The following is a 24,163-nucleotide window of genomic DNA, read 5'->3' on the forward strand; positions in this document are numbered from 1 at the left end:
ATAACAGGAGGTTCGATATGAAAGAAGTTACAAAAGACTTCTACTACGAAGCACTGGAATGGATCCAAGAGTCATATAGTCAAGTCACACTCTTTGTCTCACAGGATCAGACAACATTTGAGTCACGTACTGCAGAGTTCGGTGAGCCAGTTGTACTCGCACAACGGACACTCGTTGATGGTGTTGAATCGTACTACATAAAACAAGATGCGCGAAAGAACTATCTGGACGTCACGATGGTATTCTTGCGACGAGACCTGGTACGTAAATTACATGAGATGAATGTAACCGATGAAAGTCATGTTTTATTCGCTCAGAAAGTCATGCGATACCTCGTTAAGAAACATGGTGGTTATGCGGCTTGGTATCTATTGGTTGAGAGTCCGATTCTATACATGCTTAAAGATATGCCAGTGTACGTTATTGATCGTGGAGTAGATGCTATGGCTGATGCAACCAGCGACTTCTTAGAAAATAAGGGGAAAGCCGATACTGAAGTAGTTCAATAAATCAAATAGTATGGAGGAAATAAAATGAATATTGCTGAATTATATAATCAACAGGTTCACCCTTATAAGACTGAAACAACACGAGTTAATAAGCATGGGAAAACAGTCCCAGTTAATCGTTGGTCATTCACACGAGCAGAGAAAGATGTTCGTTATAAGCATTTCAAAGAACACAAAGACGTGGACATCTTTACGAAAGAGCGTTGGGCGATTGATCTGATAAAAATGGCTTTAGGACGCGCAAAGAAACCTGTTATCTCGTGTAGTTTCGGAATTGATTCGATTATGGTGCTTTATTTAACTCGAAAAGCATTAGTTGAAATGGGTCGGGATCCTAGCGATATCGAGATCGTTTGGAACAATACGCTTAATGAATTTCCAGAAGTTCGAGAGTTCGCTACTACTCTTACAGAAGCATGGGACTTAAATCTAACAGTTACTAAGCCTAAAAAACCTTTAAAAAAAATCATCGATGACAACGGTGGTATCGATTCATCGTATTTCACAGCGCGAAAAGGGTCACGTAAAGAAGGTCAACCATTAAGCGAACGTTGCTGTAATACATTGAAGCATGAGCCTATGAAACGAGCTACAAAAGAAAACAATTGGGATCTGATCATGGTTGGCTTACGCGCAGATGAGTCTAATCAACGCAAACTAGCATCATTGCGAGACGGGGAGTATTTCTACAGTTCTGGTACTTGGAATGGGACAATGATGGCACGACCTATCCTATGGATGACAGATGATGATATCTGGGAGTATGTGAAGCATTATGATGTGCCTCACGTAGGGTTGTACAATAACAACCTGATTCAAAAGTACCCAGAAGATATGACAAAGCTGATTATGTTCAAAGACCGAATTATTGAACTGGGAATCGATTACGATAAACTGATGGATCAACAAGTTCAAACTCTAGATCGTCACCAACAGAACTTCTTGTCGAAAAAAGGATTCAAGATCTTTAACCCACGTGTAGGCTGCCAGATGTGTCCGATTCCAGTTAAATACGGATATCTACAATGGATGCGTACATATTATCCTCGCGTATATCAAGCTATGGTACATAACTTAGGATACGGTAAAGCACTACTAGGCATGATCCCTGAAGATGTTAAAGAAGAGATCAAGGTGTTCACTGGCGTTGATATTGATGCTGAAAATGCTCATGAACATTTAAAAGAAATCCTAGAAGCTAAGCCATGTGTTTTTGATATCTTTTAAATCAAATAATACAAAATATTAGGATTAAATCATGATAGTTGATATACTAACTTAGTAGCAAATACAAATTTTAAAAGTTCTAATTAAATAAAATAGTACATTAATAAAAGAGGTGATTTAGTGGACCAGGATATGATTACATATGATGGTTTTGAAGCAGCTATCGTTGGAACTGGAGTTCGATCTGGTTTTGATGACGTACTGATTTACTCATTCGACAAGATGGTTGAAGTCTTGGTTGGTCGAGATGGTATGGAAGAAGATGAAGCTGCAGAGTTTATTGACTACAACATTGTAGGAGCTCATTTAGGTGCTAACACACCAGTTATCCTAAAGTTCGATGGAGATCACTTAGTAGAGTAATACATACATAGAAATAAAAGTTGAAAGAGTGGAATTAACAGCAATGAAAGATTTAAAGGAATACGTTGAAATGATTCGGACAGTAGATACAAGCGCTCTTGATCAGTTTATTGGAGAAGTCCAGGACAGACTTGAGCGCGATACATCCGAGTTGGCCATGTTTCGTCAAACTCATTAAAGGTGGTGAGGCCGGACAATGTAATGGTAGTACAAATCTAAAGGAATGAAAGGAAGATTTTATATGATACGAGGGTTCAAGGAAGTACATAAGGATCACAAGAAAAAGGATTACCCAACGATTCTCCCAGTGCGCGGAGATGCAGGATCAGCTGGTTACGACTTCTACTCGAAAGAGACAGTAACGATTGATCCAGGTAAGCAACATTTGTTCTGGACAGACGTTAAGTCATATATGCAAGAAGATGAGTTCTTAAGTATTCATGTTCGATCATCTATCGGAGTTAAGAAAGGACTTGTCCTAGCTAACACGACAGGGATTGCAGATTCATCATATTATTCGAATCCATCGAACGACGGGAATCTTGGTATCTGCCTAAAAAATACGACGAATCAACCAGTACAGATTCTTGAAGATGAGCGCATTGCACAAGGTGTCTTTTCAAAGTACTTGGTAGCAGATGAGGATGTCACTCTTCATGCAGAGCGAAGCGGTGGGTTTGGATCTAGCGGTAAATAAAATTATACATAGAGGTGTTTGATCAAATGACAACAGTAACAAAGGACAACCGGAAACGACAACTTGATTATCAAGAAGGGCGTATTGAAAGTTATGTGAATCGGATTTTAGGAGATGACTTCAAAGATTTAGATATTGCGAGTTTAGTTGATTTGATTGAAGAAGAAGTTAAATCACGTTCGACTGTTTCTGCAGAAGAAATTTCTAAAATCATCGTTCAATCTGCTAAGGATCGTATTGGACTGATTAAAGATGTTAAACACCCGGATTATCAATACGTCGCAGGTCGCTTTTATCTCCAAAAGCTTTATAAAGAAGCAGCGACAAACCGTAACTATGATTCAGACAAAAAGTATGGTGGATTTTATGCTTTGCAAAAGGCATTGGCTTCCAAGGGTACATACTCTGCAGATATTCTCCGCGAGTACAGCAAAGAGGATATTATTGCTGCTGAAAGCATGATTGACCCTGAAAAAGACAAACTGTTTACTTTAATTGGACTCGAAACATTGAATCGTAGCTATCTTTCAAAGGACAAGAAAAGCAATCTTTACGAATTGCCTCAAGAACGTTTCATGACGGTTGTAATGACGTTAATGATCAATGAAGATAAATCGAAACGAATGAGTTTAGTGAAAGAGGGATACTGGGCGCTTTCGAACCTTTATATGACGGTTGCAACACCTACATTAGCTAATGCAGGTAAGGCTTACGGTCAGCTATCATCTTGTTTTATCGATACCGTAGAAGACTCTTTGCAAGGCATCTACGATTCAAATACTGATGTTGCTAACCTTTCAAAAGGCGGCGGCGGAATCGGCGTCTACATGGGGAACGTTCGAAGCAAAGGATCTGATATTAAAGGAATCAAAGGTATCTCAAGTGGTACAGTTCCGTGGCTCAAGCAGTTAAACAATACAGCTGTCAGTGTTGATCAACTTGGTTCACGACAAGGATCGATTGCTGCTACTCAGGATGTGTTCCATCGGGATATCTTCGATCATCTAGCAGGGAAACTTAATACTGGTGATGAGCGCTTACGATTCCATGATTTATTCTTGGCAGTATCTATTCCTGATTTGTTTATGGAGAAAGTCAAAACTCGCGGAGATTGGGCTTTATTCGATCCACATGAAGTCAAAGCGGTTAAAGGATGGAGCTTACAAGATTCATATGATGAGACTCGTGGAGCAGGTACGTTCCGAGATCGCTATGAAGAACTTCTAGCTGACGAGAATATCAGCAAGACGATTGTCCCTGCAGTTGATATTTATAAAGCAATTCAAAAAGCGCAACTCGAAACTGGATCAATGTATATGTTCTTCCGGGACGAAGTTAACCGTACAAACCCAAACAAACACGCTGGAATGATTTATTCATCTAACCTGTGCGTCGAGGTGACGCAAAATATGTCGGCTACATCGGTAGAATCTCAAACTCTTGCCGATGGTCGAATCGTCATCACTAAGACACCAGGAGATTTTGTAGTATGTAACCTATCATCAATTAACCTTGGGCGAGCTGTTAAAGCGAACGTTATTGATCGTTTAATTGCTATTCAAGTACGGATGCTTGATAACGTCATCGAATTAAATACAGATAAGATTTCGGTTCTCCAAGCAGTACACACTAATAATAAGTATCGTGCGGTTGGACTTGGGACATTTGGTTGGCATCATCTTCTTGCTCAAAATGGTCTCAAATGGGAATCACAAGAAGCGGTTGAATACGCAGATACTCTCTACGAAAAGATTGCATATCTTACTATCCTGTCCTCTATGGAGCTAGCAGAAGAAAAGGGTGCTTACCCTGCGTTCGAAGGATCGGAGTGGCATACAGGAGAATATTTCGAGCGTCGCGGATACTTTACAGACACTACGCAAGGTTTCTTGTGGAAGACACTAGCAACGCGAGTCAATCAAAGTGGTATGCGTAATGGGTATGTACTCGCTGTCGCTCCTAACTCGACTACTGCACATATCGGGGGAAGCTCACCTTCTATCGATCCACTTGTTTCTAAAACAATGATTGTAGAGAAAAAAGGAATTAAAACGGTTGTTCCAGCTCCAGAGATTAATTTCTCGAATCAATGGTTCTATAAAGGTGCGTTCGACATTGATCAGAAGTGGAGTATTCTACAAAATGCAGCACGTCAGAAGCACATTGACCAATCTCAAAGCTTCAACCTGTATATCCGTAAAGGAATGAAAGCATCTGAAATTCTTGAGCTTCACATGTTAGCTTGGGAATCCGGTATGAAGACAATCTATTACACTCGAACACCAAAGAATCAGCTAAATGAAGATGAGTGTGAAGGTTGCCACTCATAATGCATATCCATTTAATCTACGCTTCCCTCTCAGGAAATACTGAGAGGATGGCTGATTTTATAGAAGAAGCATTAGTTGAAGGTGGATGTACAGTTGATCGAATCAATATCTCATACGAGAAAGATTATCTCGATGCACTACATGGCGATTCTAATATCATTTTCGGTACATATACATGGGGTGATGGTGCATTACCAACAGAAACACGAAGCTTTCTGAAGGACTTGTTTGCAATAGACGTCAAAGGACATGTCGCTATTTTCGGTACAGGAGAAAAGCAGTTTAAACACTATTGCAGAGCAATTCGTGAATCAGCATATCATTTTGAGAAAAATGGATGGGAAGTCCATGAATGGAAACTGCAGATTGAACAGAGACCCAAGGACTCAGAAGTAAAAGATATTAAGCAATGGACAAACAATATGATTGGAGATCTATCAAATGACAAAAGTAATTGATCTAACACAGCCTATTCAAACACAGCAGCTATATGGAGGGACATATTCGGGAGTTACGAATTGGAATGATTTGAAGTACCCTCAGTTCTATCAGATTTACAAGACTATCCTTCAAAACCACTGGATCCCGGACGAAGTATCTATGGCCAATGATCGTAAGAAGTGGGATTTATTGAGTAAGCGCGAACAAGAAGCCTATAAGACGTTCAATGCGATGTTAGCAATGCTTGATTCACCTCAAGCGAAGTTCTTATATGCTGTCGCACAACAAGTCAGTGATAGTGCAGCTCACGACATTCTGATTACGATTGCTCAACAAGAAGTTGTGCATAATCAGTCTTACAGTTATACGCTTCAGACACTCTTATCTCAACAGGAACAAATCAAAGTCTTCAACGAGGCTAAGAAACTCTCAAGCGTTCGAAAACGTAGCCAGTTAATTGACAAGTATTACAACGAGTTCTTAGAAAAACCAACTCTCGAATCTCTTGCTAAGGGCTTGATGGTCTCAGGTATCACTGAAGGAATCAACTTCTATACGGCCTTTGCGTTCTTCTATAATCTTGATCGAGAGAATAAGATGATTGATACTGCTAAGATGATTCAATTTATTCAAAACGATGAGTGTACGCACAAATACTTTATTACGCATACACTACTTCCGCTATTGCTCCGAGAGAATCCTTCTCTAAACAACGAAGGCCAATTTGAAGAATGGGCTAAAGAAGTCGTTAAGCAAGGTTGCGAATTAGAAATTGAATTTGCAAAGGAAACACTAGAGGGAATCGAAGGAATTAGCCTACGACAGTTGGAGAGATATATCAAATATCTAGGCAACAAACTGTTACGAATGACAGGCTTCAGCGAAGTTTATGATGGTGCAGATGAGAACTCGATGCCTTGGATTCAAGCTTACTCCGATGAGACGGTGAATGAGTTGCTGCAGGACTTCCATGAGCGCAAAGTAACAAATTACAATGCTGTCGATGAAGATTTCGACGATCTATAAACCGAATAAATTCGTGTCAAATTCTTTCGAGAGATTGGCACTAGAAGATGGCAGCGAAGATGATCAAGAACGATACTTCCCATATCAGTATGAAATTATCGATAAGTAGTAGCTATTAGATGACAATAAAAATCATATTTTAATCGAAGCATTCAAGCAGGAGGAATGGCTTTTCAATGACTAAAGCAGATACATACTACCAAGAGACACTTAAAGAACTATTAGAAACGGGCGTACCGAACTCATACAAGGCGCGTACAACGCTCTCAGAAGGATCGACAATTAACTATCGCTCACTATCTGACGTTAAGCTCTTTACATACGATTTATCAAAGGGAGAATTCCCGCTTACAACAGTACGTCCAGTAGCTTGGAAGAGTGCAATCAAAGAGATTCTATGGATCTTCCAGGATCGCTCTAACAAGGTATCAGAACTAGATAAGAAATACGGAGTCAAGTGGTGGTGGGCTTGGGCTGACGAGCGAGGAACAATTGGTCGATCTTATGGATGGCAAATCCAGAACCGATATCGTCGGGTTAACATTGACGGTGTTATGACACCTTTAAATCAAATCGACTGGCTGATCTGGAAGCTGAAGAACACCCCAGATCGACGTATGATTATGTCGATGTTCGATCCAGAACGAGAAAACGCTAAACAACTCCAGGAATGCGCTTATGAAACAATCTGGCGTGTTGTAGGAGATCAGCTACATATGACACTCGTACAGCGCAGCAGTGACTTCGCAGTTGCGGGAACAATCAATGCTCTTCAATATTCTGCTCTCCTTATGATGGTTGCTCACGAAACAGGATATAAGATCGGTAAATTCCATCATTTCATTTCCGATCTACACCTCTATGACAACCAAGTGGAACAAGCAAAACTCATTATTTCACGTACTGCTAATAGTAATAAAGCTTTACTTCAACTGAATGCAACGGGCAAAGAATTTTATAATATCACCATTGACGACTTTGAAGTCAAGGATTACTCGCCCCAGGAACAAATTAAGTTTGGAGAATTGGCACTATGAGCCCGTATTACACGAGTAAAATCAGTAATAGTTTTCAACAAGTGGCGGAGGCACAGTGTAGAAGAAAATGTGAATATATACTCATGACGCACAACGAATATGAAGAAAAACAGAATGTACTCGACAAGGATCCTGACGCACTCGAAAAGTAGGATGTTTCTTATGACTATATCGGAGAAACATGGCACATCGAATGTCTTGAAAAGAGACCTGATAAAAGTTTGATTTCATTATGTAAAAGAAGACTATCTCAGTGGCCAATTGAGACAATCTTTTGTTTTTTAGTTAAACAATTCAATAATCATAATGATTAGTTGACTTGCTCCTATGAACACTAGAAGTTTTTCCATTGTTATCACACTCCTTTGTAAAAATTTGTTTTTTTCTCCGGGGAATGAACTAAGCATAGGGTATCGATAGAATTAAAGTCCATTTTACATTGCTCTAGCATCGGAAAAATATGTTTAAGTGTCTGAAAATGTCTTAATACCAATGTTTATAGGAGTGTTCTACTAGAACGGAAGGATGATCCGCCAAAGGACGGGGGAACTCTGATCATCATGCCGACACGTGCATCATTGAGAAACACAACGACTGGGACACCCACCAAAAGATCGATTATATTTAACGTGACCTTAAGCGACTGGCTCAAGATAATCATGGCAATCAAATGCAAGAGAATTAGGTATGGCTACTATTACTACGAGGGAGTAATTGCCAATAGATGCAAACTTCGATATGACTGTAGCCAAATGCGAAAAGCCGTAAAAGGTACGCGAAAGGCGCTAGCCACCGCAAAATATGTCGAACTACCATGATGGTGACGAGGCTGGGACGCTTTTTTAGATACATTTCGAAGCAATCAAGCGCAAACTGGAATGGGAAATCAAAATAAGATACCGTCTTCTACTTCCATCATGTTCGTAATAATTGGAGATAGAAATATGAATATATTGCGTAAGACTATAAGTAATCTGTATAGAAAATACAAAAAATGTTAAGGCTACACGGATTGCAGATGAAAAAGTGGGACGTCCTTCGAGGCGTCTTTTTGCATATAAAGAGAGGAAAGAAAGAGGGAAAGAGTAGGGAAAGCGCGTTTTATCAAAGGAGGATGATAGTGTATCTAGTTAGTTAGTTTTCTTCCTCATTGGCTGGCTCTTTACACCAACTGATAAGCGACGGATCATCCACTCCTTGCGTGACACGACGTTTATCCCTTTTCAACAGCGCATGACGCAGGCAGCCATAGACATAGCAAAGACTTCCGAGTCGTCGTACGTTTGCAGGAAGAATAAAAGCTTTATGCAAACGACAGTTACATTAGAACCCTTTATAATAATGTTAAGACATTATGAGGGGGTCTAAAAGTGCCTGATAATCATGCGTCTAAACTTAAGTGGATTAAGAAATTTAATGAACCTGTAAATATGAATTTGTTAAACAAACTAAGGCAACCTCCAAAGAAATATCATGGGGGGTTGATACGTCGTATAGACCCCATATTGGACTCTCAACGTTTTGAAGAAGAACAACGTGTGCAAAGGGGCGCAGCAATTCAGGAATTCCAAAAAGCTCAGGCTATTGCAAAAGCTGAAAAAGAAGCGGAAGACTTGAGAAGGCACGACGAACAAATTAACTATCTTTCTGAACTGCTGAAGGATAGCAAAAATGCGGTTGAACAACGAGATGCGATTATTCGATTTATGGTAGAGCAGATGGTTAACAGCGAACAATCAAAAGAAGTTAAAAAAAAGCTTTTAATAGACCTTCTTGTACCTGTAGCCACTGTATCAAGTGGTGCTGGTGATTTGATGCAATTAGTCAAAGAGGCCTTGGAGTCATTAAGTTGAAACAAAAGCATCCTTCTGAGTGCTTTTTTCATACCGTTTATTATATACAAGGGTGTCATCTCTCTAAAAAAAAATTAAATAAAATTTTACAAATAAAGAATTATAAAGAAAATCGCTCTTCGATATGTGAAATTATTGGTATAATAAAAAAATCAAAGTTAAGGAGTAATATATGCTAATAAAAACGAAAGACATCACTATTAAAGAACTACTAACAAAGAAGGAGTATGAAATACCTTCTTTCCAAAGAAATTACTCGTGGGAATCTATACATACTCAAGAATTTCTACATGATATTATCAAATACTTAAAACCAGATTACACCACTAAAACAGTCAAAACTGAAAGATATTTTTTGGGTACAATGGTTTTTGTAGGAGGTATAGATAATGAGAGTGCCACTCAAAGTGTTATTGATGGTCAACAAAGACTGACAACAATCACAATAATTTTATCCGTAATCTCAAAAATGTTTAATGATCTAAAAATGGATGCACTTAGCGATGCAACCTATAATTTCATTGTATTTAAAGACGACTTTGGAAAAGAAAAGAAGGTATTAAAAACGGAAAGTTCATTTCCTTATTTTACAGAATTAGTACAAATGAAGACAACGACAAAAACACCCATTACAGAAGAAGAAGAAACTATTGAGAAAACATATAAGTACTATTCAGATGTATTAAGCGAGGAAAAAATTTATAAAGAAATTAAAAAGGTAATAAATGATTCTAGAATTGAAGAAATTCCATATGAGGAATGGTTATTAAAAATAAGAGGACAAATATTAGATTCAATAGTAATTTCGATCAATACCAACGAAGAAGATCAAGCAAATGCAATTTTTGAAATTTTGAATGGTAAGGGTAAAAAATTATCCTCAGTAGACTTGATTAAAAATAAAATTTTCGAAGAAATTGGTAACACTCTAAATGATGAAGCTAAAGAAAAATGGCAAACAATAAACAAAACGTTAACCTCCAAAAATAAAAAAGAAAAAATGGATACATTTTTTAGGCATTACTGGGCAATGAAATATAAAAAAGTAGGTGAAAAAGCTTTATATGATGATTTCCAACAAAGAGTTATACGAGCAAGAAAAAAACCTGTCTCACCTTCAGAACTTTTGGATGATCTTGTTAAACAATCTTTAATATATACCGAAATAATGAATCCTAATTTAAGTGATTGGAAAAATAAAATAGAATATAATTTTTTAATTCAAAGTATGAAATCCTTTGAAGATGTTTTTAAAGTTGTATCAGCTAGAATAGCATTATTAGCACTTATTAATGCTAGAAGAAATGAATTAATAGATCAAAAGAAGTTTAAAGAAGCTATTCTCTTCTTAGAAGATTTTTACATGATTTTCTTTTCATTCTTGTCTAGTAGAGCTTCAAAAATCGAAAAACCAATTTCAGATTTTAGTATTGCTCTCTCTAAATCTTCTAATAAAGCTGATGGTCATAAAGTTATTCAAGAGAAATTAATTGATAAACTTTCAGACCTTATAGAAGAGGGAGACATGCTTACTGTGAAGCAACAATTTACTTCTTTAATTTATAAAAAAGGGACTCATTCAACTAATCTTTTACCTAAACTTATACTTCGGAAAATTAATTGTTATTATCGTAATAGCATTGATTATACAAATGATTCTTCCGTAGAACATATTATGAATGAGGATGATAGTAACGATCTTTCATTAAATATAGGAAACTTAATTTTATTAGAACAAACTTTAAATACTGAGGCGGGTTCAAAAGATTTTGTAGATAAATTAGATTCCTACAAAAAATCTAAATACGATGAAGTATTAGAATTTGTCAGTAAACATAGTAAATGGGATGAATTAGACATACCTCAACGAGCAAACGACATGTATGAACTATTTATTAAAGAAATCATTCACCCCAAATTACGTTTTTAATATGCTGAATTTTTATAATTTAAAAAGCATCAAATTTTAAACGTCACTTAATGTGGCGTTTTTTGTTTCAATAAATCAATAGGTTGTTAATAGTATATTCTGAAAGTTTATTAAAGGTTTTCAACCAAGCTCTACTTAAAATCACCCTATATGTATTTAAATGTAAAAAATGGTTTCAATTTAATTTTATTCGTATTTTTTCAATATTTTTTATCATTTAATTTACAATTTTGATATATGATAAACCTATTCTTTGAAAAGGTGGTTATCAAGCAATGAAAAAAGTTTTACTTACTTGTTTATCGTTAAGTGTTTTCTCATCAGGTCTTTTCGCAGGCACTACAGCATATGCTTCAGAAATTGATGAACCAGCAAATATTACGAGTGAAGAAACAGTGTTTGTTCAAAATGAAGCAGCTAGTTTTCTTACAACAAGTGCTTTAGAAGCAAGCCAAATGGAATCACGTGAAGGAAACATCACTATCCAGTCAGTTCCTACATATGTAGGGAAAAAAACTTTAAAATGGGCGATTAATAATACAACTTCTATTACCAACTGGGTAGGAAGATACTTTGGGAAAAATGCTGCTAAAGAAGTAGGTAGCGTTATGCACACTTATGTAAAACCAGTTCTCCGTAAATTAAATGCTTTAGATAAAGTAACATATGGTAGATTAGAGGAAGCAATTTATCAAGCGATTAAAGGACCATTAGGAAAACCTACTGCAAGAATTGGAGCTAAAGCTATTACAGAAGCAATTTCACTTCTCTCACCAGTTTAATAAAAAAGGAGTTTTTAAAATGTCTGTTGAACATTCAAGTAAATCAATTGAAGAATTAGAATCTCAAATCGAAAGAATGGATACTAAAGTCGCCGACTTAACATCCAAAGTAGAACTCTTACAAAGCCTATTGACTAAAATCATTAAAGATCAAGAAGTAAACCCAGATCTTTTAACGGATATTGAGTATGTCATGTTAAAAAACGATCTTTCAGCTGAGGAAAGAGCCGAGGTATCATTTTTCTTGATCCAAACTCAAAAAGAGTACAAATTTGAACAGAAAGTTCCCTCCTTATCGGAATTTCACAATGGTCTTTTAAAGACTTTAAGCATTGAAGCTGAAGAACAAAATAATTATCCTATTGAAATTTCTAAACGGTTAATTAAAGAGCATATTGAACTAGACGTGTTCCCTGTTGGGAATGAAATTTTAAATAAAAACTAATGATTTAAGATACAAGCCATTGGATGTTTGTTGAAAAACAATTGTTCAGTGGCTTGTATTATAGATATCGCCATGTTATTATTATTAAGTCAAATAATACATTTATTTAAAATTTTTATTAGAAGGTGGAAGAAATTGTAATTGGCCGAGAATTACTATGGCTTGATGAATCAGAAGAATCGATGTTTGAAGCATATCTACAATATGAATGCTTAAGCAAACCATAAAGGAGTGAAGAGCAATGAACCTAACAACTGAAGAAAAAGCAGCACGATATGACGAGATACACGACTGGATGCTCTGGCTTAAACGACGAGTGATAAAGCGTCGAATCAACCGACATCACCTCCGCGCATTCCTAGACGGTTTAGAAAAAGCTACAGACACGGAGGACATCAAGAATGGAGTGTAAAATCTCTCTTATCGCTTGTATTGATCGGAACAATGGTATTGGTCACAAGAACCAACTGTTATTTAACATTCCTGAAGACTTGCGGTTCTTCCGAGAGATCACCACTGATTCAATCGTAGTCATGGGTCGCAATACATATGAATCAATTGGTAAGCCATTAAAGAATCGTATCAACATTGTGTTATCTCGATCTTATACATCTGTAGAGAAGTTTGAGTTAGCGTTAGCTGGAATCATCGTCATGGAAGACTTACGGGAGCTCAAGAAGATTCTCAATACCTACGATATCGGAAAAGACGTCTATATCATCGGTGGCCAGTCCATCTATGAGCAATTCATCCAGTCTGCAGATCAGCTAATCATCACTCATGTAGATAAGACGAAAGAAGCCGATTCATTCTTGCCTGCTATCTCAGATGATTGGATTGAAAAGAAAAGTGTCGTATTAACAGAGAATGCCACCGTTCGGTATTACCAGTCGGTTTAAAAATATATTTTAAAACAAGGAGTACATAAAAATGATTAATTTTTCAAGGGTTAAAAGTGATGTTTTATCTGATGAATTGAAGAAGAAAGTAATCCGATCCTACATTCGCGGAGAAGATAACTACACGAACGGGATACTAAAAGGCCTCACAGAGCAGCAAGTAGGACAGATTGTAGCTCAAGCATGGAAAGAAGCAGAGAACACCGGAGAGAAGCTTGAAATATCTCTGAATCGATTCATGACTGAAAACCAGATCTTGATGATCGGTGAGTGTGCGAAATACCAGGGAGCAGGGCGTTATCGTAAAGAGTTTAAGTTGGCTGAGACAGCAATGAGAAAAGTGTTGAATCTATACGGCTACATGACGGGGAATGTCCCGGAAGTCAGACGCATTAATTTGAAAGATACGTTTGAAAAAGTACCAGGAAAGACACTCACAAACTGTCCTTGCTGTGGAAACAAAAAACTTAATCTGATTGCAACCGATGGAACTGTTGCTGAATTTGCAGCTGTATTAAAGGTTTATAAGTTAACTTCCGCTGATATTAAGAAGAATGCTTTTTGCCCTTCATGCTTCACAGAGTTTTTCGAAGTCCAACACGTAACAGACAAGTTATTAGACGGGAAGAAGGTTCGTTTTCCTGCAGATCATGAACTCAACGGAATTGTGAAACTGAACTACTGGGCAATGAAAGAAGTTTAAGAGGAGAGATTTGATGAAGAACTACATTGTCTATCACCTACATAGCGATTTTAGTAACTTCAATGCAACTGGAGCGGATTCAGTTACCAAGTTCGAAGAATACGTAGAACGAGCAAAAGAACTGGGCATGAAAGCAATCGCATTCTCTGAGCATGGAAATATCTTAAGTTGGGTTAAGAAGAAGCAGACCGTAGAGAAAGCTGGTCTTAAGTATATTCATGCTAACGAGATTTATATGACTGAAACGTTAGACGAAAAGAAGCGAGACAACTACCATATGATGTTGATTGCTAAAAACTACGATGGCGTCATGGAGATAAATGAACTCTCTTCTCGCTCTTATCAACGTGACGGACACTATTACTATGATCCTCGACTAAGTATGAAAGAGGTAATGAATACATCTGACAACATCATTGTCACTTCAGCGTGTCTAGCAAGCTTATTGTGGAAAGGTCGCGTCCAACTTGAACGGAAGGAGGCAGCCAGTCGCTTTGTTAAATGGATGACTGAGAATAAGCATCGTTGTTTCTTCGAGGTACAGTACCATGATACTGATGATCAGAGAGCATTTAACCGCTATCTGTATGACCTACATAAAGTAACAGGTGTACCGCTCATCGCTGGAACTGATACTCATGCATTGAACATGGAGCATCAGAAGGTTCGGCAGATGTTCATGAAGACAAAAGGGATCAGTTACGGAGACGAAGATTCATTTGATCTTACGTTCAAATCATATGACGAGCTCGTAGAAGCCTTTGAGAAACAAGGAGAACTAGAAGAGTCAGTATACTTACAAGCTATCGAGAATACTAATGTGATGGCTGACATGGTGGAAGAATTCAAATTAGACTACTCATACAAATATCCGAAGGTGTCAAAAGACTCTCAAAGAGACTTCAATGCTGCAATCAAAGAAGGAATCAATGAGCGCGGACTAAAGCTTCTCCCAGAAGAAGCTATCAACGTTTACAAAGCTCGTATTAAAGAAGAGAAGCAAGTCTACAAAGAAGTCGGGGCAATCGACTACATGTTACTCCAGAAGAAGATTATTGACTGGGCAAAAGAACAGAAGATTTATCCTGGTTATGGTCGAGGATCTGTATCGGGGAGTCTAGTAGCCTACTTGATGGGGATCACTGAGATGGACAGCGTAAAGCATAACTTAAACTTTGCTCGATTTATGAGTAAAGAACGAATTAGCTTGGCAGATATTGACGTGGACTGGCCACCATCACGACGACAAGAAGTTATTGATTATGTAGCATCTTTAGAGGATGAGTTAAATAACTTCTACTTCTCGGAGATTATCACTTACGGTACTTTCGGTTATAAAGGTGCTATTACTGTCATGTTCAAAGAGTTTGGACTAAGCAACGATGAAGTAAAAGCTCTCACTAAGCCAATAGATGAGAAAAAAGAAGCTCAATTTGACTCTCTTATGAAGAAATACCGAAGCCAATATCCAGAAGCCATGTGGTATGCCGAACGTCTAGTTGGAGTCATGAGTAACGTCGGATCACATGCCAGCGGATTCGTAGTATCTCCAATCGATTTACGAACTCATATGGGAACAGTGATGACATCTAAAGATTCTATTCACCCTGTATCAGCTATCAATATGAAAGAAATCGATGGACTAAATTTTGTGAAATTAGATATCCTCGGACTCAGCTCAATTGAACTTACTAATGAGACTTGTGAGATGGCTGGTCTTGATCGATTAACACCAGATACGTCTAACGCTTTAGATATGGATGTATGGAACTCGATGCTTGATACTACTCTATCTGTATTTCAGTTCGAGAGTGAGACCGCAGAAAGCTATTATCGACGACTATTTAATCCCGATACAATCACTACGCTCAAGAAATCCATTGGCGAGAACTTAGACTTGATGAATCTGTTTTCTATCGGTAACGCTGCTATCCGTCCATCAGGTAACTCTTATCGAGATGCACTAGCAAAAGGAAAAGTAGTCGATTATGGTCACGAAGCGTTAAATAACTTTTTAGCACCTACGGCTTCACGAATGATCTTCCAGGAGCAAATCATTCAATTTCTAATGGAGTTTTGTGGATACTCAGGCGGTGAGGCAGATCTCGTGCGTCGAGCCATTGGGAAAAAGCAAAAAGAGCAACTAGATATCTATGTTCCACAAATCAAAGAGCGGTTCATTGATACAATGGTTAAACAACACAATACGGACGCATCTGAAGCAGAAGAGCTCGTACAATCCTTTCTCCAGGTTATCAACGATGCATCTGACTATGGATTCTCGATTAATCACTCTCATGCCTATAGCTATATTGGATATATCAACGCTTATCTCCGTCACCATTATCCTCTGGAATTCGGAGCGGTACAGCTGCAGATTCTAGCAACAGAAGCCAAAGAAGGATACAAAGAAAAAACTGCAGCTGTTACAGCGTATCTTAAGTCACGTGGAATTACAGTCGTACCTCCTAAGTTTCGATATGCTAAGAGTAAGTACGCGGTAGATAAAGAGGAGAACAAAATCTTTAAAGACACCAAATCAATCAAAGGTGTTCAAACTACAGCAGGAGATAACATGTACTCTCTACGAGATCGACAGTATAACTCCTTTACGGAACTGCTTGTCGATGTAACTGAGGGCTCTCTAGCTAATAAAACGAGTATTTTAAACTTGATCAAACTAAACTTCTTTAGTGAATTTGGTGGAAACGCTAAGTTGCTCAAAGTTTACGAGGAGTTTGATTCAGGCAAAAACAAATACGACAAGAAGCATGTCGATAAGACGAAAGAGAAACGATTGCCTCTCTTGATTGATTTTGAAAAATCGCTAGATGATGAATCACTTCCAATTAGTAAACAGATTGCTGCCGAACTCGGTTTGCTGGAATACATTCAAACTGATTTATCGTCTCTAGATCGACAGGCAATCCTTGTAACTGCTGTTGATACTAAATACTCACCGCGACTATCGGTGATACGCCTGAGAGACGGTGAGACGACTCAGATCAAGATGACTAAGCTAAATTACTATACACGCGAAGGAAACGCTCGTTTAGTACCAGGTGATGTCGTGAAATTTACATCTACAGTTCGAAAGAATAAAACGCGCAAAACAGAGAATGGCTGGGAAAAACTCGAAGAGACAGAACTGTGGTTAAATTCATTTGAAATGGTGGCAGAACTATGACTAAGTACGGAGCAAAGAAAGCAGTAGTAGATGGGATTCGATTCGACTCAAAAGTCGAGTCCTTGTACTATGTGTATTTAAAAGATTTAAAAGCGAAAGGTGAACTCAAAGGCTTCAAGCTACAGCCAGTGTATGAGTTGCAACCTAAGTTCGAATACCAAGGGCTGAAGCGGAGAGCCATCAACTATAAAGCTGACTTTCTAGTGGTCGATAACGAAGATAAAGAGACAGTTATCGACATCAAAGGAATGCCTACTACTGAAGCTAAGCTAAAACGGAAGATGTTTGAGTACCGCTACCCAGACAAAGACCTTAAATGGATCGTCAGGAACTTAAAGCGAGGAGTTGAAACAGGTGGCTGGATTACATATGAAGATAATGAAGAGGGCAAAAAGAGATCAAGAAAATTAAAAAGATAGGGGTGAAATCTATTAGAGGAGAATTGTTATAAAATGCGACAAGACGTGACAAACGGTAACAAGAGGTGACAAACGGTGACAAAAGTGGTACTTTAATTAAACAGAGAGTAAGAAGTAAGAATTCTTACTTTGAGTTAAAAACTAAATATTATTAAAAAGGAGAGATAAAAATGACCGTTACTAAGTCAAAAAAAGTCTCTGTCTCCGTAAAGCGACAACTCGCTATCCCTAAAGAAATCTATGATGCTGCAGGCATCGGAAAAGAAATTATGATGGAACTTGAGGATGGAGTAATCAAGATCAAACCTATTCACACTAATACAGATGATTTCTCTCATGAAATTTTATCTGACATTTTAAAAGAAGGATATCAGGGCGAAGATATTTTGAAAGAATTTGATCGCCGTAAAAAAATGATTCGTCCTGCCATATCGAGTATGATCGATGAAGCTCTAGGTTCTGAGCCAGTATCTATTGAAGACATGTTCAAAGATGAAGAAAAGGACTGATTAACCTGAAGAGAGAAGTCCGCTATACCTCAAAGGCAAAAAGAGAAATCAAGAGTCTTATAAAGAACAACAAGTCTCTGAAAAGTAAGTTCAAAAAAGCAATAGAAGAACTTATTGAAGACCCGAACATTGGAGAAGCAAAAAAAGGCGATCTTGAAGGCCTATCTTGTTACGATGTTACTGATGCCGGTGTATCTTACGAAATCGCATACCGAATTGAATACGACGAAGATGGTGAACCGTTGTTGATCATCTTAGCTGGAACAAGAGAAAACTTTTATGATCAACTGAAGCGATATCTAAAATGACTACCGAGACCTTAGGGTCTCTTTTTTTGAGTAAATTAGTGAATAATCAAAATGAGGGGATCTACTACAGATGCTAAACTGGAGTAAGGGGTAGTTGAGTTATCAATATCATCCTGACAAAAATATTAAATGGATTGTCAGGAACCTTAAACCGGGATTCGAAACGGATGAATTACATATGAAGAAGGAATACGAAAAGCAATAAAACTAAAAAGCCACTCAGTAATAAGGAACTTTAAGTATGTAACTTCTTATTCATCTATAGCGTATATCTATATAAAATATCATCAAAGATAAGGAGATACATAATGGATATTAGTGAAATCGTTATAGGTGCTGGTCAACTTGGGAGCTCTGTGTTTTTAGGTGGAATGGCGTTAATGTATAGTCACCGTGTTTACAATATTGAAAAAAGTAGAGACGTACAAAGTGAGAAAGATAAACTACTGGCATTAATTTTAGAGCTATCAAAAGATAATCAAGAGTATTTTATGAAACTTTCAAATCTTAAACATGGAGTAGTCGGATCTAATGGAGAATCCATATATTCAAATGTAATTTGGAATACATTGCAATCAGAAAAGTTTGATTTTCAATCAAAATATTTTAAAAAACGATTAGAAGATAAATTTAATAAAATAAATAAACAAAAATACGAAAGCATTAGAATATCAAGATCTGAGATCATAGATGAATTCCTAGAAAGTCATCAATTGTACATTAAAAGCCTTTTGTTGTTTTATAATCGTATTACTCTTTCAAATTACAATGAAAACATCAAGTCATCTTTACTAACGTTATTAGAATCTATTTCTATTGAGTATAATAATTTTATTAAGTACTATTCTCCAGAACAGATATTCTACTATTATCATGTTGCCTATAATATCGCGAATTCTACAGACCTACTTATTCAAGAACTTAGTATACTATTGCAAGAGAAAAAATAATTTCCAGTTCACCTTTCTTCCTTTCTTCCTCTTTTGACCTCAAATTTATTAGCCCACATCTTTACATCTATCACGATAAGCGTATAATTGTGGGCATAATAAAACCGACCATATTTATAGGTCGGTTTTTGTTTTATAATAATCCTTCTCGTTTCAATGCCTCACGCAGTACTTCGTTCACAAACGTTGATTTGATGCGCCCTTTGCCCAGTGTATTGAGTCGATCTATTGCTTCAGTCACGTCTTGATCAAGATAAAAAGCCATCTGTTTTTTAGCTTTTTTCTGATCAACCAGGACATCTAAAACTGTTTTGGACTTACTGTATTTTCGTTTAGGATCGTTTACTCGAATATTATCAACTAAGCTATCTAAATCATTATCATTTTGATTATCATCTTCATGATATGAATCGTTATTATTTTTATGTTTTAATTCATGATTATTTTTGTTATCTAACTCCGTAACATTTTTATTATCATTAACGTTATTGTTAATATTACTATTAACATGTTTGTTAACATTATCATTAACATTAACGTTAATATTATCGTTAACATTATCATTTTCTACATTAATTTTTTCTTCTTTTCCTTTCATATCAAAGTTTTTATCGGGATTACTTGCTACACTTCCGAAGTTAGAAAGTAGTTTTTTCGGTTGTTTGGCCACGTCTATATCCTCCTAATAAGTTCAATTCTTTTTCTAAATCAATATAAACTTTTGCTAATCTATCTTTTGGTTTTGCTATTGTAATTGGTCTCTCTTCGTAGCCAACACTTGATGCATATTGGATAGAGTTTGGAATGTGATTTCGCGCAATCTTTATGCCATTGATTTGACCATATTCTCTAAGCATGACAATGATGTTTCGATGGATCATGGTGTTTTCTTTGACCATAGTTGGGACAATACCAATGACTTCGAGGTTGCCATTAATCTCTTCCTTGAACTCTGAAAAAACGCGAATACTTTTTAGCAGCGAACGCATGCTGTACGTTTCGGGCTGGAAGGGAATAATCAGGCCGTCGGTTGCTGCGAGAACATTACCTTGCGTAAGACCTAAGTTTGGCGGTGTATCGATGAAAATAAAATCATACAATTCACGTAATGGATCAATGATTCCTTTTAATAGAAGGAAACGTTTTTCGATACTGAATTTTTGAATGTTTTCAAGCACGGTGAATTCAAATGCAATCATGTCATCGTTAGTAGCCATAAGATCGATATTCTTGTCTACTGTTACGATAGCTGTAGTGGGTTCAATCTCTTCCTCTGCAGTTAAGAGATCAAAGATTGTATGTTTTACTTTTTCATCGAACTCATCCGGGTTAATACCGAACGTCAATGCAACGTTTGATTGTGGATCCATATCGACAATCAGGATACGTTTTCCCTTGTTGGCTAATACACCAGCTAAATTTGTTGTTACAGAAGTTTTTAATACGCCACCTTTGTTACTAGAAACAGCGATAACTCGCGCGCTCATGTGACACACTCCTCTACATTTTTGTTGTTTCCATGACTACTTTCTTCATTATAATAGTTTTATAAAAAGGATGGTAACGAAAATAGTAATGTTAACATTATTGTTATTATTAATATTATCATTAATGTTAACAAAAATAAAGATGTTAACACTAATGATAATATTAGCGTTAACATCTTTATTAATATAATTATAGTTGGTAACGAAATTTCACTTCGATTTTGAAGAAATCCCTTGGCCATTCAGGGTTTTTAGTAAACTTTATTTCACTTACTAAGTCTTTGAGAACCTCATTTTTTTGAAAGTATTTAGCATCAGATTCGAATACTTGAACCAAATTTAATATGCGCTCTCGAAGCTTACTAGCATCCTTACCTGTCAATTGTTTCATGGTCTCGATATACTCGAGCTTATCCATTACTTCTTCAGCAAATCGTTTCATCAGCTTTTTCTCAGATATCTGACCCGTCGAACAATCTTTGTTGCGACAGAAGTAAGATGCTCCGCGCGATTTCTTTCGGTGGACATATATAGATTTACCACACTCCGAACAAATCAAAATATCTTTAAAAGGGTTAGTAGACTTAATATCTAATTGTCGTTTATTATTAACACCAAGTAGGAGCTGGGCTTTCATGAATGTCTCTTGGTCGATCAATGCTTCATGAGTTCCTTCGGATTTTACAGAACGTTGTTCGTTTAAGATTTTTTTAGGTACATACTTTCCTTCTTCGTTTCGTACTGATTGAGTTTTGCCGAATACTTGGCTTCCCGTATACTTTTCTCGACGCAAGATATGGTGAATCGATACCACGTGCCAAACATTACCGCCAGAAGGGGAGGGAATTCCTCTCTCTGTTAAATCTTTGGCGATTTCTTTCGGGGTTTCTTGATCAACTACAAATCGTTCAAAAATCTCTTGTACGATATGCGCTTCCTGGTAGTTCGGTGTTAGGATCTTATTAATATCTTTGATGTACCCATACGGAGGACGAGGAGACATATCGCGTCCATCACGTGTAGAGCGCACACGTCCCATCTGGAGACGTTTTACTGTTTCGTTAAGCTCCAGGTGGCTCATATACGTTTTGAAGCCAACAGTGAATGAATCTGACTCGTTGTTCATGTCATATACTTTATGTGGAGTGATGATCAGTGTGTTCGTGTTACGGAATGAGTTCTCAATCAAGCCTTGATCCACTTTAGATCCACGGGTGAGACGATCTAAGTCTACAACAAGGACACCATGATACTTGTCTTGTTCCATCCCTTGCATCAGCTTTAACATTTCTGTCCGGTCATACAAGTGCTCACCGGAGACAACCTCCTTAAACTCATCGACGATATTCAAGCGATGATCATCAGCAAACTCTAGCAATTCTCGTCTATGCTTCTTTAGTGTATCTTCAACCTCACGAAAGACTGCATTGCGGTTTTCCATCTCACGATCTGCTCGTGATTTGCGTAAGTAAATGGCAATGTTCATATCTTTGATTTCAGGAAATCTCATGTATCCAATCCTCCCTATGCCCACGTTTACATATATCATATCATAAGACATAAAAATTTTAATAGCTTGTTCTGCCCCTAAGTGATTTGATATCAAAGGTGAGGACGTTTTCATTTGTAAATACCTATTTAGAGATAGCAAAATAGGGGATAAATGGCTTAATATCAATGATTTATCCACAGATTTACTTTTCAACACAAAAAAAGCGTTGACACTTATCCACAAATACGTGAGAATAGAGTCAACAACTAATAACTGAACAGAAAAAAGCCAACGGCTTACAGGTATGTTTGGCGACATCCTGTAAGACGATCCCGATATTCAGACTATCGGAAACGCACTTCACGTTGACCTTTACTTATATAGGTTTATACACCTATTCTATGAGAGACCATCGTGAAAGTCAACATTCTGAGACCAAAAAATTGGACTAGAATGCATGGCAGCCTGACTTATATATAAGCCAAGCGTGTTTTCCGAAGATTCTACTGACTTACCAGTAGCTTTGGGAAACGCGCTTTTTGATTGTTCTCAAAGGAGAATCGTCATGGCTAAACAGCGAATTGACGTGGTTTTGGACAACGATACGATCAAGTCCTACATCAACCACGAGTCGGTAGACCAGCTAAATGAATCGTACTGGGAGCATCTAAATCTGAATGGTGATCTACTTACCAAAACAGAGAAAGAACTCTTCTTCCGTTTGTCTCAATATGCAGTAAAGCATTATGGTGTGGCCTATATCTCAATGAACACGCTTGCGAGCAAAGTAGGGTGCAGTCGCCAAACTGTTCTCCGAGCCTACAAGAAGTTCACTAGTCTAAGCATGATCGAAGTGTTCCATGCAAAGCGTAAGTCTGACAATCGCCAAACGTCGAACATCGTTCGCTTCGTTAAAAAGCTAAAAGAGACTAAGACTGAAAATATGGTGAGTGAAATAAAGGATAATGTCGCAGAAGATGTCACACAAGAAACCGGGCAAAATGTCACACCAACAAGCTCTTCTCTTTCAAGCTCTTCCAAATCTTTAGATCTTAAAACATTCGATACGCCGAACGTTCAAATTGAAAATCCAATAATCGCTTTCGAGGGGAATGAGGACTTGCATCGTGCATTGCTTCCGCTTGCTCTATCTGAACGCAAGAAGGTCGAATTACTTAATACCGCAGGGACACGCTCTCTGCACAACACGTTAGTCAGTATGTTGATCCAGGAGTTCCCTGTGATCATGCGTAACTTTGATGTACTTAAACATTTGAAATTGGTGAAGTCTGCTGTTAGCCGGACAGTATTTGTCTCGAAACAGCGAGAAGTAAAGAATCTGTTAGGATACTTTGTGAAGACTCTGGGCAATTTGTTGCGTGAAGAGTTCAAATCTATGATCGTGGACTTTGTTTATGAGGATGTATTGCAAGCAATCGAGGAAAAAGAGTTCTGCGATATTGTGTGTGAGGAAAAGTCTACTCTTTGGACACCAGTGTGGCGTCATGAAGTGTACCATCGGGTTATGGATCTCGTTTCGGTGCAGTACAGAGCCGTTTAAGGGGGAGT

Annotated in this window: 24 protein-coding genes; 21 read left to right on the plus strand and 3 right to left on the minus strand. The window is 37.5% G+C overall.

The features are described 5' to 3' along the window. Positions 1-17 precede the first annotated feature (17 nt). The 20 genes from KNQ18_RS15935 (at position 18) to KNQ18_RS16030 (ending at position 19,615) form a co-directional block, all read left to right on the plus strand. Positions 18-509, plus strand: a complete 492-nt coding sequence (locus tag KNQ18_RS15935) for a hypothetical protein (RefSeq protein ID WP_215085521.1) — start codon at positions 18-20, stop codon at positions 507-509. Between the two features lie 24 nt (positions 510-533). Continuing rightward, the gene (locus KNQ18_RS15940; protein ID WP_215085523.1) at positions 534-1,736 is read left to right on the plus strand and encodes a phosphoadenosine phosphosulfate reductase family protein; all 1,203 of its coding nucleotides are present in this window, start codon (positions 534-536) and stop codon (positions 1,734-1,736) included. Between the two features lie 120 nt (positions 1,737-1,856). After that, entirely contained in the window at positions 1,857-2,099 is a 243-nt protein-coding gene (locus KNQ18_RS15945; protein ID WP_215085525.1) for a hypothetical protein, read from the plus strand. Positions 2,100-2,340: 241 nt separating this feature from the next. After that, complete coding sequence (locus KNQ18_RS15950) at positions 2,341-2,796, plus strand: dCTP deaminase/dUTPase family protein (RefSeq protein ID WP_215085527.1); 456 nt, start codon at positions 2,341-2,343, stop codon at positions 2,794-2,796. 26 nt (positions 2,797-2,822) lie between these two features. Next, positions 2,823-5,126: a ribonucleoside-diphosphate reductase subunit alpha gene (locus KNQ18_RS15955; protein WP_215085529.1), complete on the plus strand. Its 2,304-nt coding sequence runs from the start codon at positions 2,823-2,825 to the stop codon at positions 5,124-5,126. Beyond that, positions 5,126-5,584, plus strand: coding sequence for a flavodoxin domain-containing protein (locus KNQ18_RS15960; protein WP_285800538.1), 459 nt, complete (start codon positions 5,126-5,128; stop codon positions 5,582-5,584). Before KNQ18_RS15955 ends, KNQ18_RS15960 begins: the two co-directional genes overlap by 1 nt. Then, complete coding sequence (locus tag KNQ18_RS15965) at positions 5,568-6,593, plus strand: ribonucleotide-diphosphate reductase subunit beta (protein ID WP_215085533.1); 1,026 nt, start codon at positions 5,568-5,570, stop codon at positions 6,591-6,593. Before KNQ18_RS15960 ends, KNQ18_RS15965 begins: the two co-directional genes overlap by 17 nt. Positions 6,594-6,769: 176 nt before the next feature. Beyond that, a complete protein-coding gene (locus KNQ18_RS15970) occupies positions 6,770-7,630 on the plus strand; it encodes a thymidylate synthase (protein WP_215085534.1) in 861 nt (286 codons plus the stop codon). 1,370 nt (positions 7,631-9,000) lie between these two features. Continuing rightward, positions 9,001-9,483, plus strand: coding sequence for a hypothetical protein (locus KNQ18_RS15975; protein ID WP_215085536.1), 483 nt, complete (start codon positions 9,001-9,003; stop codon positions 9,481-9,483). Positions 9,484-9,655: 172 nt separating this feature from the next. Further along, positions 9,656-11,413, plus strand: a complete 1,758-nt coding sequence (locus tag KNQ18_RS15980; RefSeq protein ID WP_215085538.1) for a DUF262 domain-containing protein — start codon at positions 9,656-9,658, stop codon at positions 11,411-11,413. A 275-nt stretch (positions 11,414-11,688) separates the two neighbouring features. Further along, entirely contained in the window at positions 11,689-12,195 is a 507-nt protein-coding gene (locus tag KNQ18_RS15985) for a hypothetical protein (RefSeq protein WP_215085540.1), read from the plus strand. A gap of 19 nt (positions 12,196-12,214) precedes the next feature. Further along, complete coding sequence (locus KNQ18_RS15990) at positions 12,215-12,640, plus strand: hypothetical protein (RefSeq protein WP_215085542.1); 426 nt, start codon at positions 12,215-12,217, stop codon at positions 12,638-12,640. Positions 12,641-12,881: 241 nt separating this feature from the next. After that, positions 12,882-13,052, plus strand: coding sequence for a hypothetical protein (locus KNQ18_RS15995; RefSeq protein WP_215085544.1), 171 nt, complete (start codon positions 12,882-12,884; stop codon positions 13,050-13,052). After that, on the plus strand, positions 13,042-13,539 hold the full coding sequence (locus tag KNQ18_RS16000; protein WP_215085546.1) for a dihydrofolate reductase: 498 nt from the start codon (positions 13,042-13,044) through the stop codon (positions 13,537-13,539). The genes KNQ18_RS15995 and KNQ18_RS16000 overlap by 11 nt, the downstream gene beginning before the upstream one ends. A gap of 31 nt (positions 13,540-13,570) precedes the next feature. Next, complete coding sequence (locus tag KNQ18_RS16005; RefSeq protein ID WP_215085548.1) at positions 13,571-14,242, plus strand: hypothetical protein; 672 nt, start codon at positions 13,571-13,573, stop codon at positions 14,240-14,242. 13 nt (positions 14,243-14,255) lie between these two features. Beyond that, entirely contained in the window at positions 14,256-17,429 is a 3,174-nt protein-coding gene (locus tag KNQ18_RS16010) for a PHP domain-containing protein (RefSeq protein ID WP_215085550.1), read from the plus strand. Next, positions 17,426-17,848, plus strand: coding sequence for a DUF1064 domain-containing protein (locus tag KNQ18_RS16015; RefSeq protein WP_215085552.1), 423 nt, complete (start codon positions 17,426-17,428; stop codon positions 17,846-17,848). The genes KNQ18_RS16010 and KNQ18_RS16015 overlap by 4 nt, the downstream gene beginning before the upstream one ends. 170 nt (positions 17,849-18,018) lie before the next feature. Next, complete coding sequence (locus tag KNQ18_RS16020) at positions 18,019-18,357, plus strand: hypothetical protein (RefSeq protein WP_215085554.1); 339 nt, start codon at positions 18,019-18,021, stop codon at positions 18,355-18,357. A 5-nt stretch (positions 18,358-18,362) separates the two neighbouring features. Further along, positions 18,363-18,665, plus strand: coding sequence for a type II toxin-antitoxin system RelE/ParE family toxin (locus KNQ18_RS16025; RefSeq protein WP_215085601.1), 303 nt, complete (start codon positions 18,363-18,365; stop codon positions 18,663-18,665). A 308-nt stretch (positions 18,666-18,973) separates the two neighbouring features. Beyond that, on the plus strand, positions 18,974-19,615 hold the full coding sequence (locus KNQ18_RS16030) for a hypothetical protein (protein WP_215085556.1): 642 nt from the start codon (positions 18,974-18,976) through the stop codon (positions 19,613-19,615). Positions 19,616-19,748: 133 nt separating this feature from the next. Here KNQ18_RS16030 and KNQ18_RS16035 read toward each other — a convergent pair whose 3' ends face one another. From KNQ18_RS16035 to KNQ18_RS16045, 3 genes are all read right to left on the minus strand, one after another. Then, positions 19,749-20,285 (minus strand): hypothetical protein, encoded by a 537-nt coding sequence (locus KNQ18_RS16035; RefSeq protein WP_215085558.1) that lies wholly within the window; start codon positions 20,283-20,285, stop codon positions 19,749-19,751. Beyond that, positions 20,254-21,102: a ParA family protein gene (locus KNQ18_RS16040; protein WP_215085560.1), complete on the minus strand. Its 849-nt coding sequence runs from the start codon at positions 21,100-21,102 to the stop codon at positions 20,254-20,256. The genes KNQ18_RS16035 and KNQ18_RS16040 overlap by 32 nt, the downstream gene beginning before the upstream one ends. A 190-nt stretch (positions 21,103-21,292) precedes the next feature. Continuing rightward, on the minus strand, positions 21,293-22,612 hold the full coding sequence (locus KNQ18_RS16045) for a recombinase family protein (RefSeq protein ID WP_215085562.1): 1,320 nt from the start codon (positions 22,610-22,612) through the stop codon (positions 21,293-21,295). 547 nt (positions 22,613-23,159) lie between these two features. Between KNQ18_RS16045 and KNQ18_RS16050 the strand changes: the two genes are divergently transcribed. Further along, positions 23,160-24,155 carry a helix-turn-helix domain-containing protein gene (locus KNQ18_RS16050; RefSeq protein ID WP_215085564.1) on the plus strand — a complete coding sequence of 332 codons (996 nt, stop codon included), beginning with the start codon at positions 23,160-23,162 and terminating at the stop codon, positions 24,153-24,155. Positions 24,156-24,163: the final 8 nt, after the last annotated feature.

The sequence above is a fragment of the Exiguobacterium sp. s78 genome (assembly GCF_018618985.1).
Taxonomy (GTDB): domain Bacteria; phylum Bacillota; class Bacilli; order Exiguobacteriales; family Exiguobacteriaceae; genus Exiguobacterium_A; species Exiguobacterium_A abrahamii.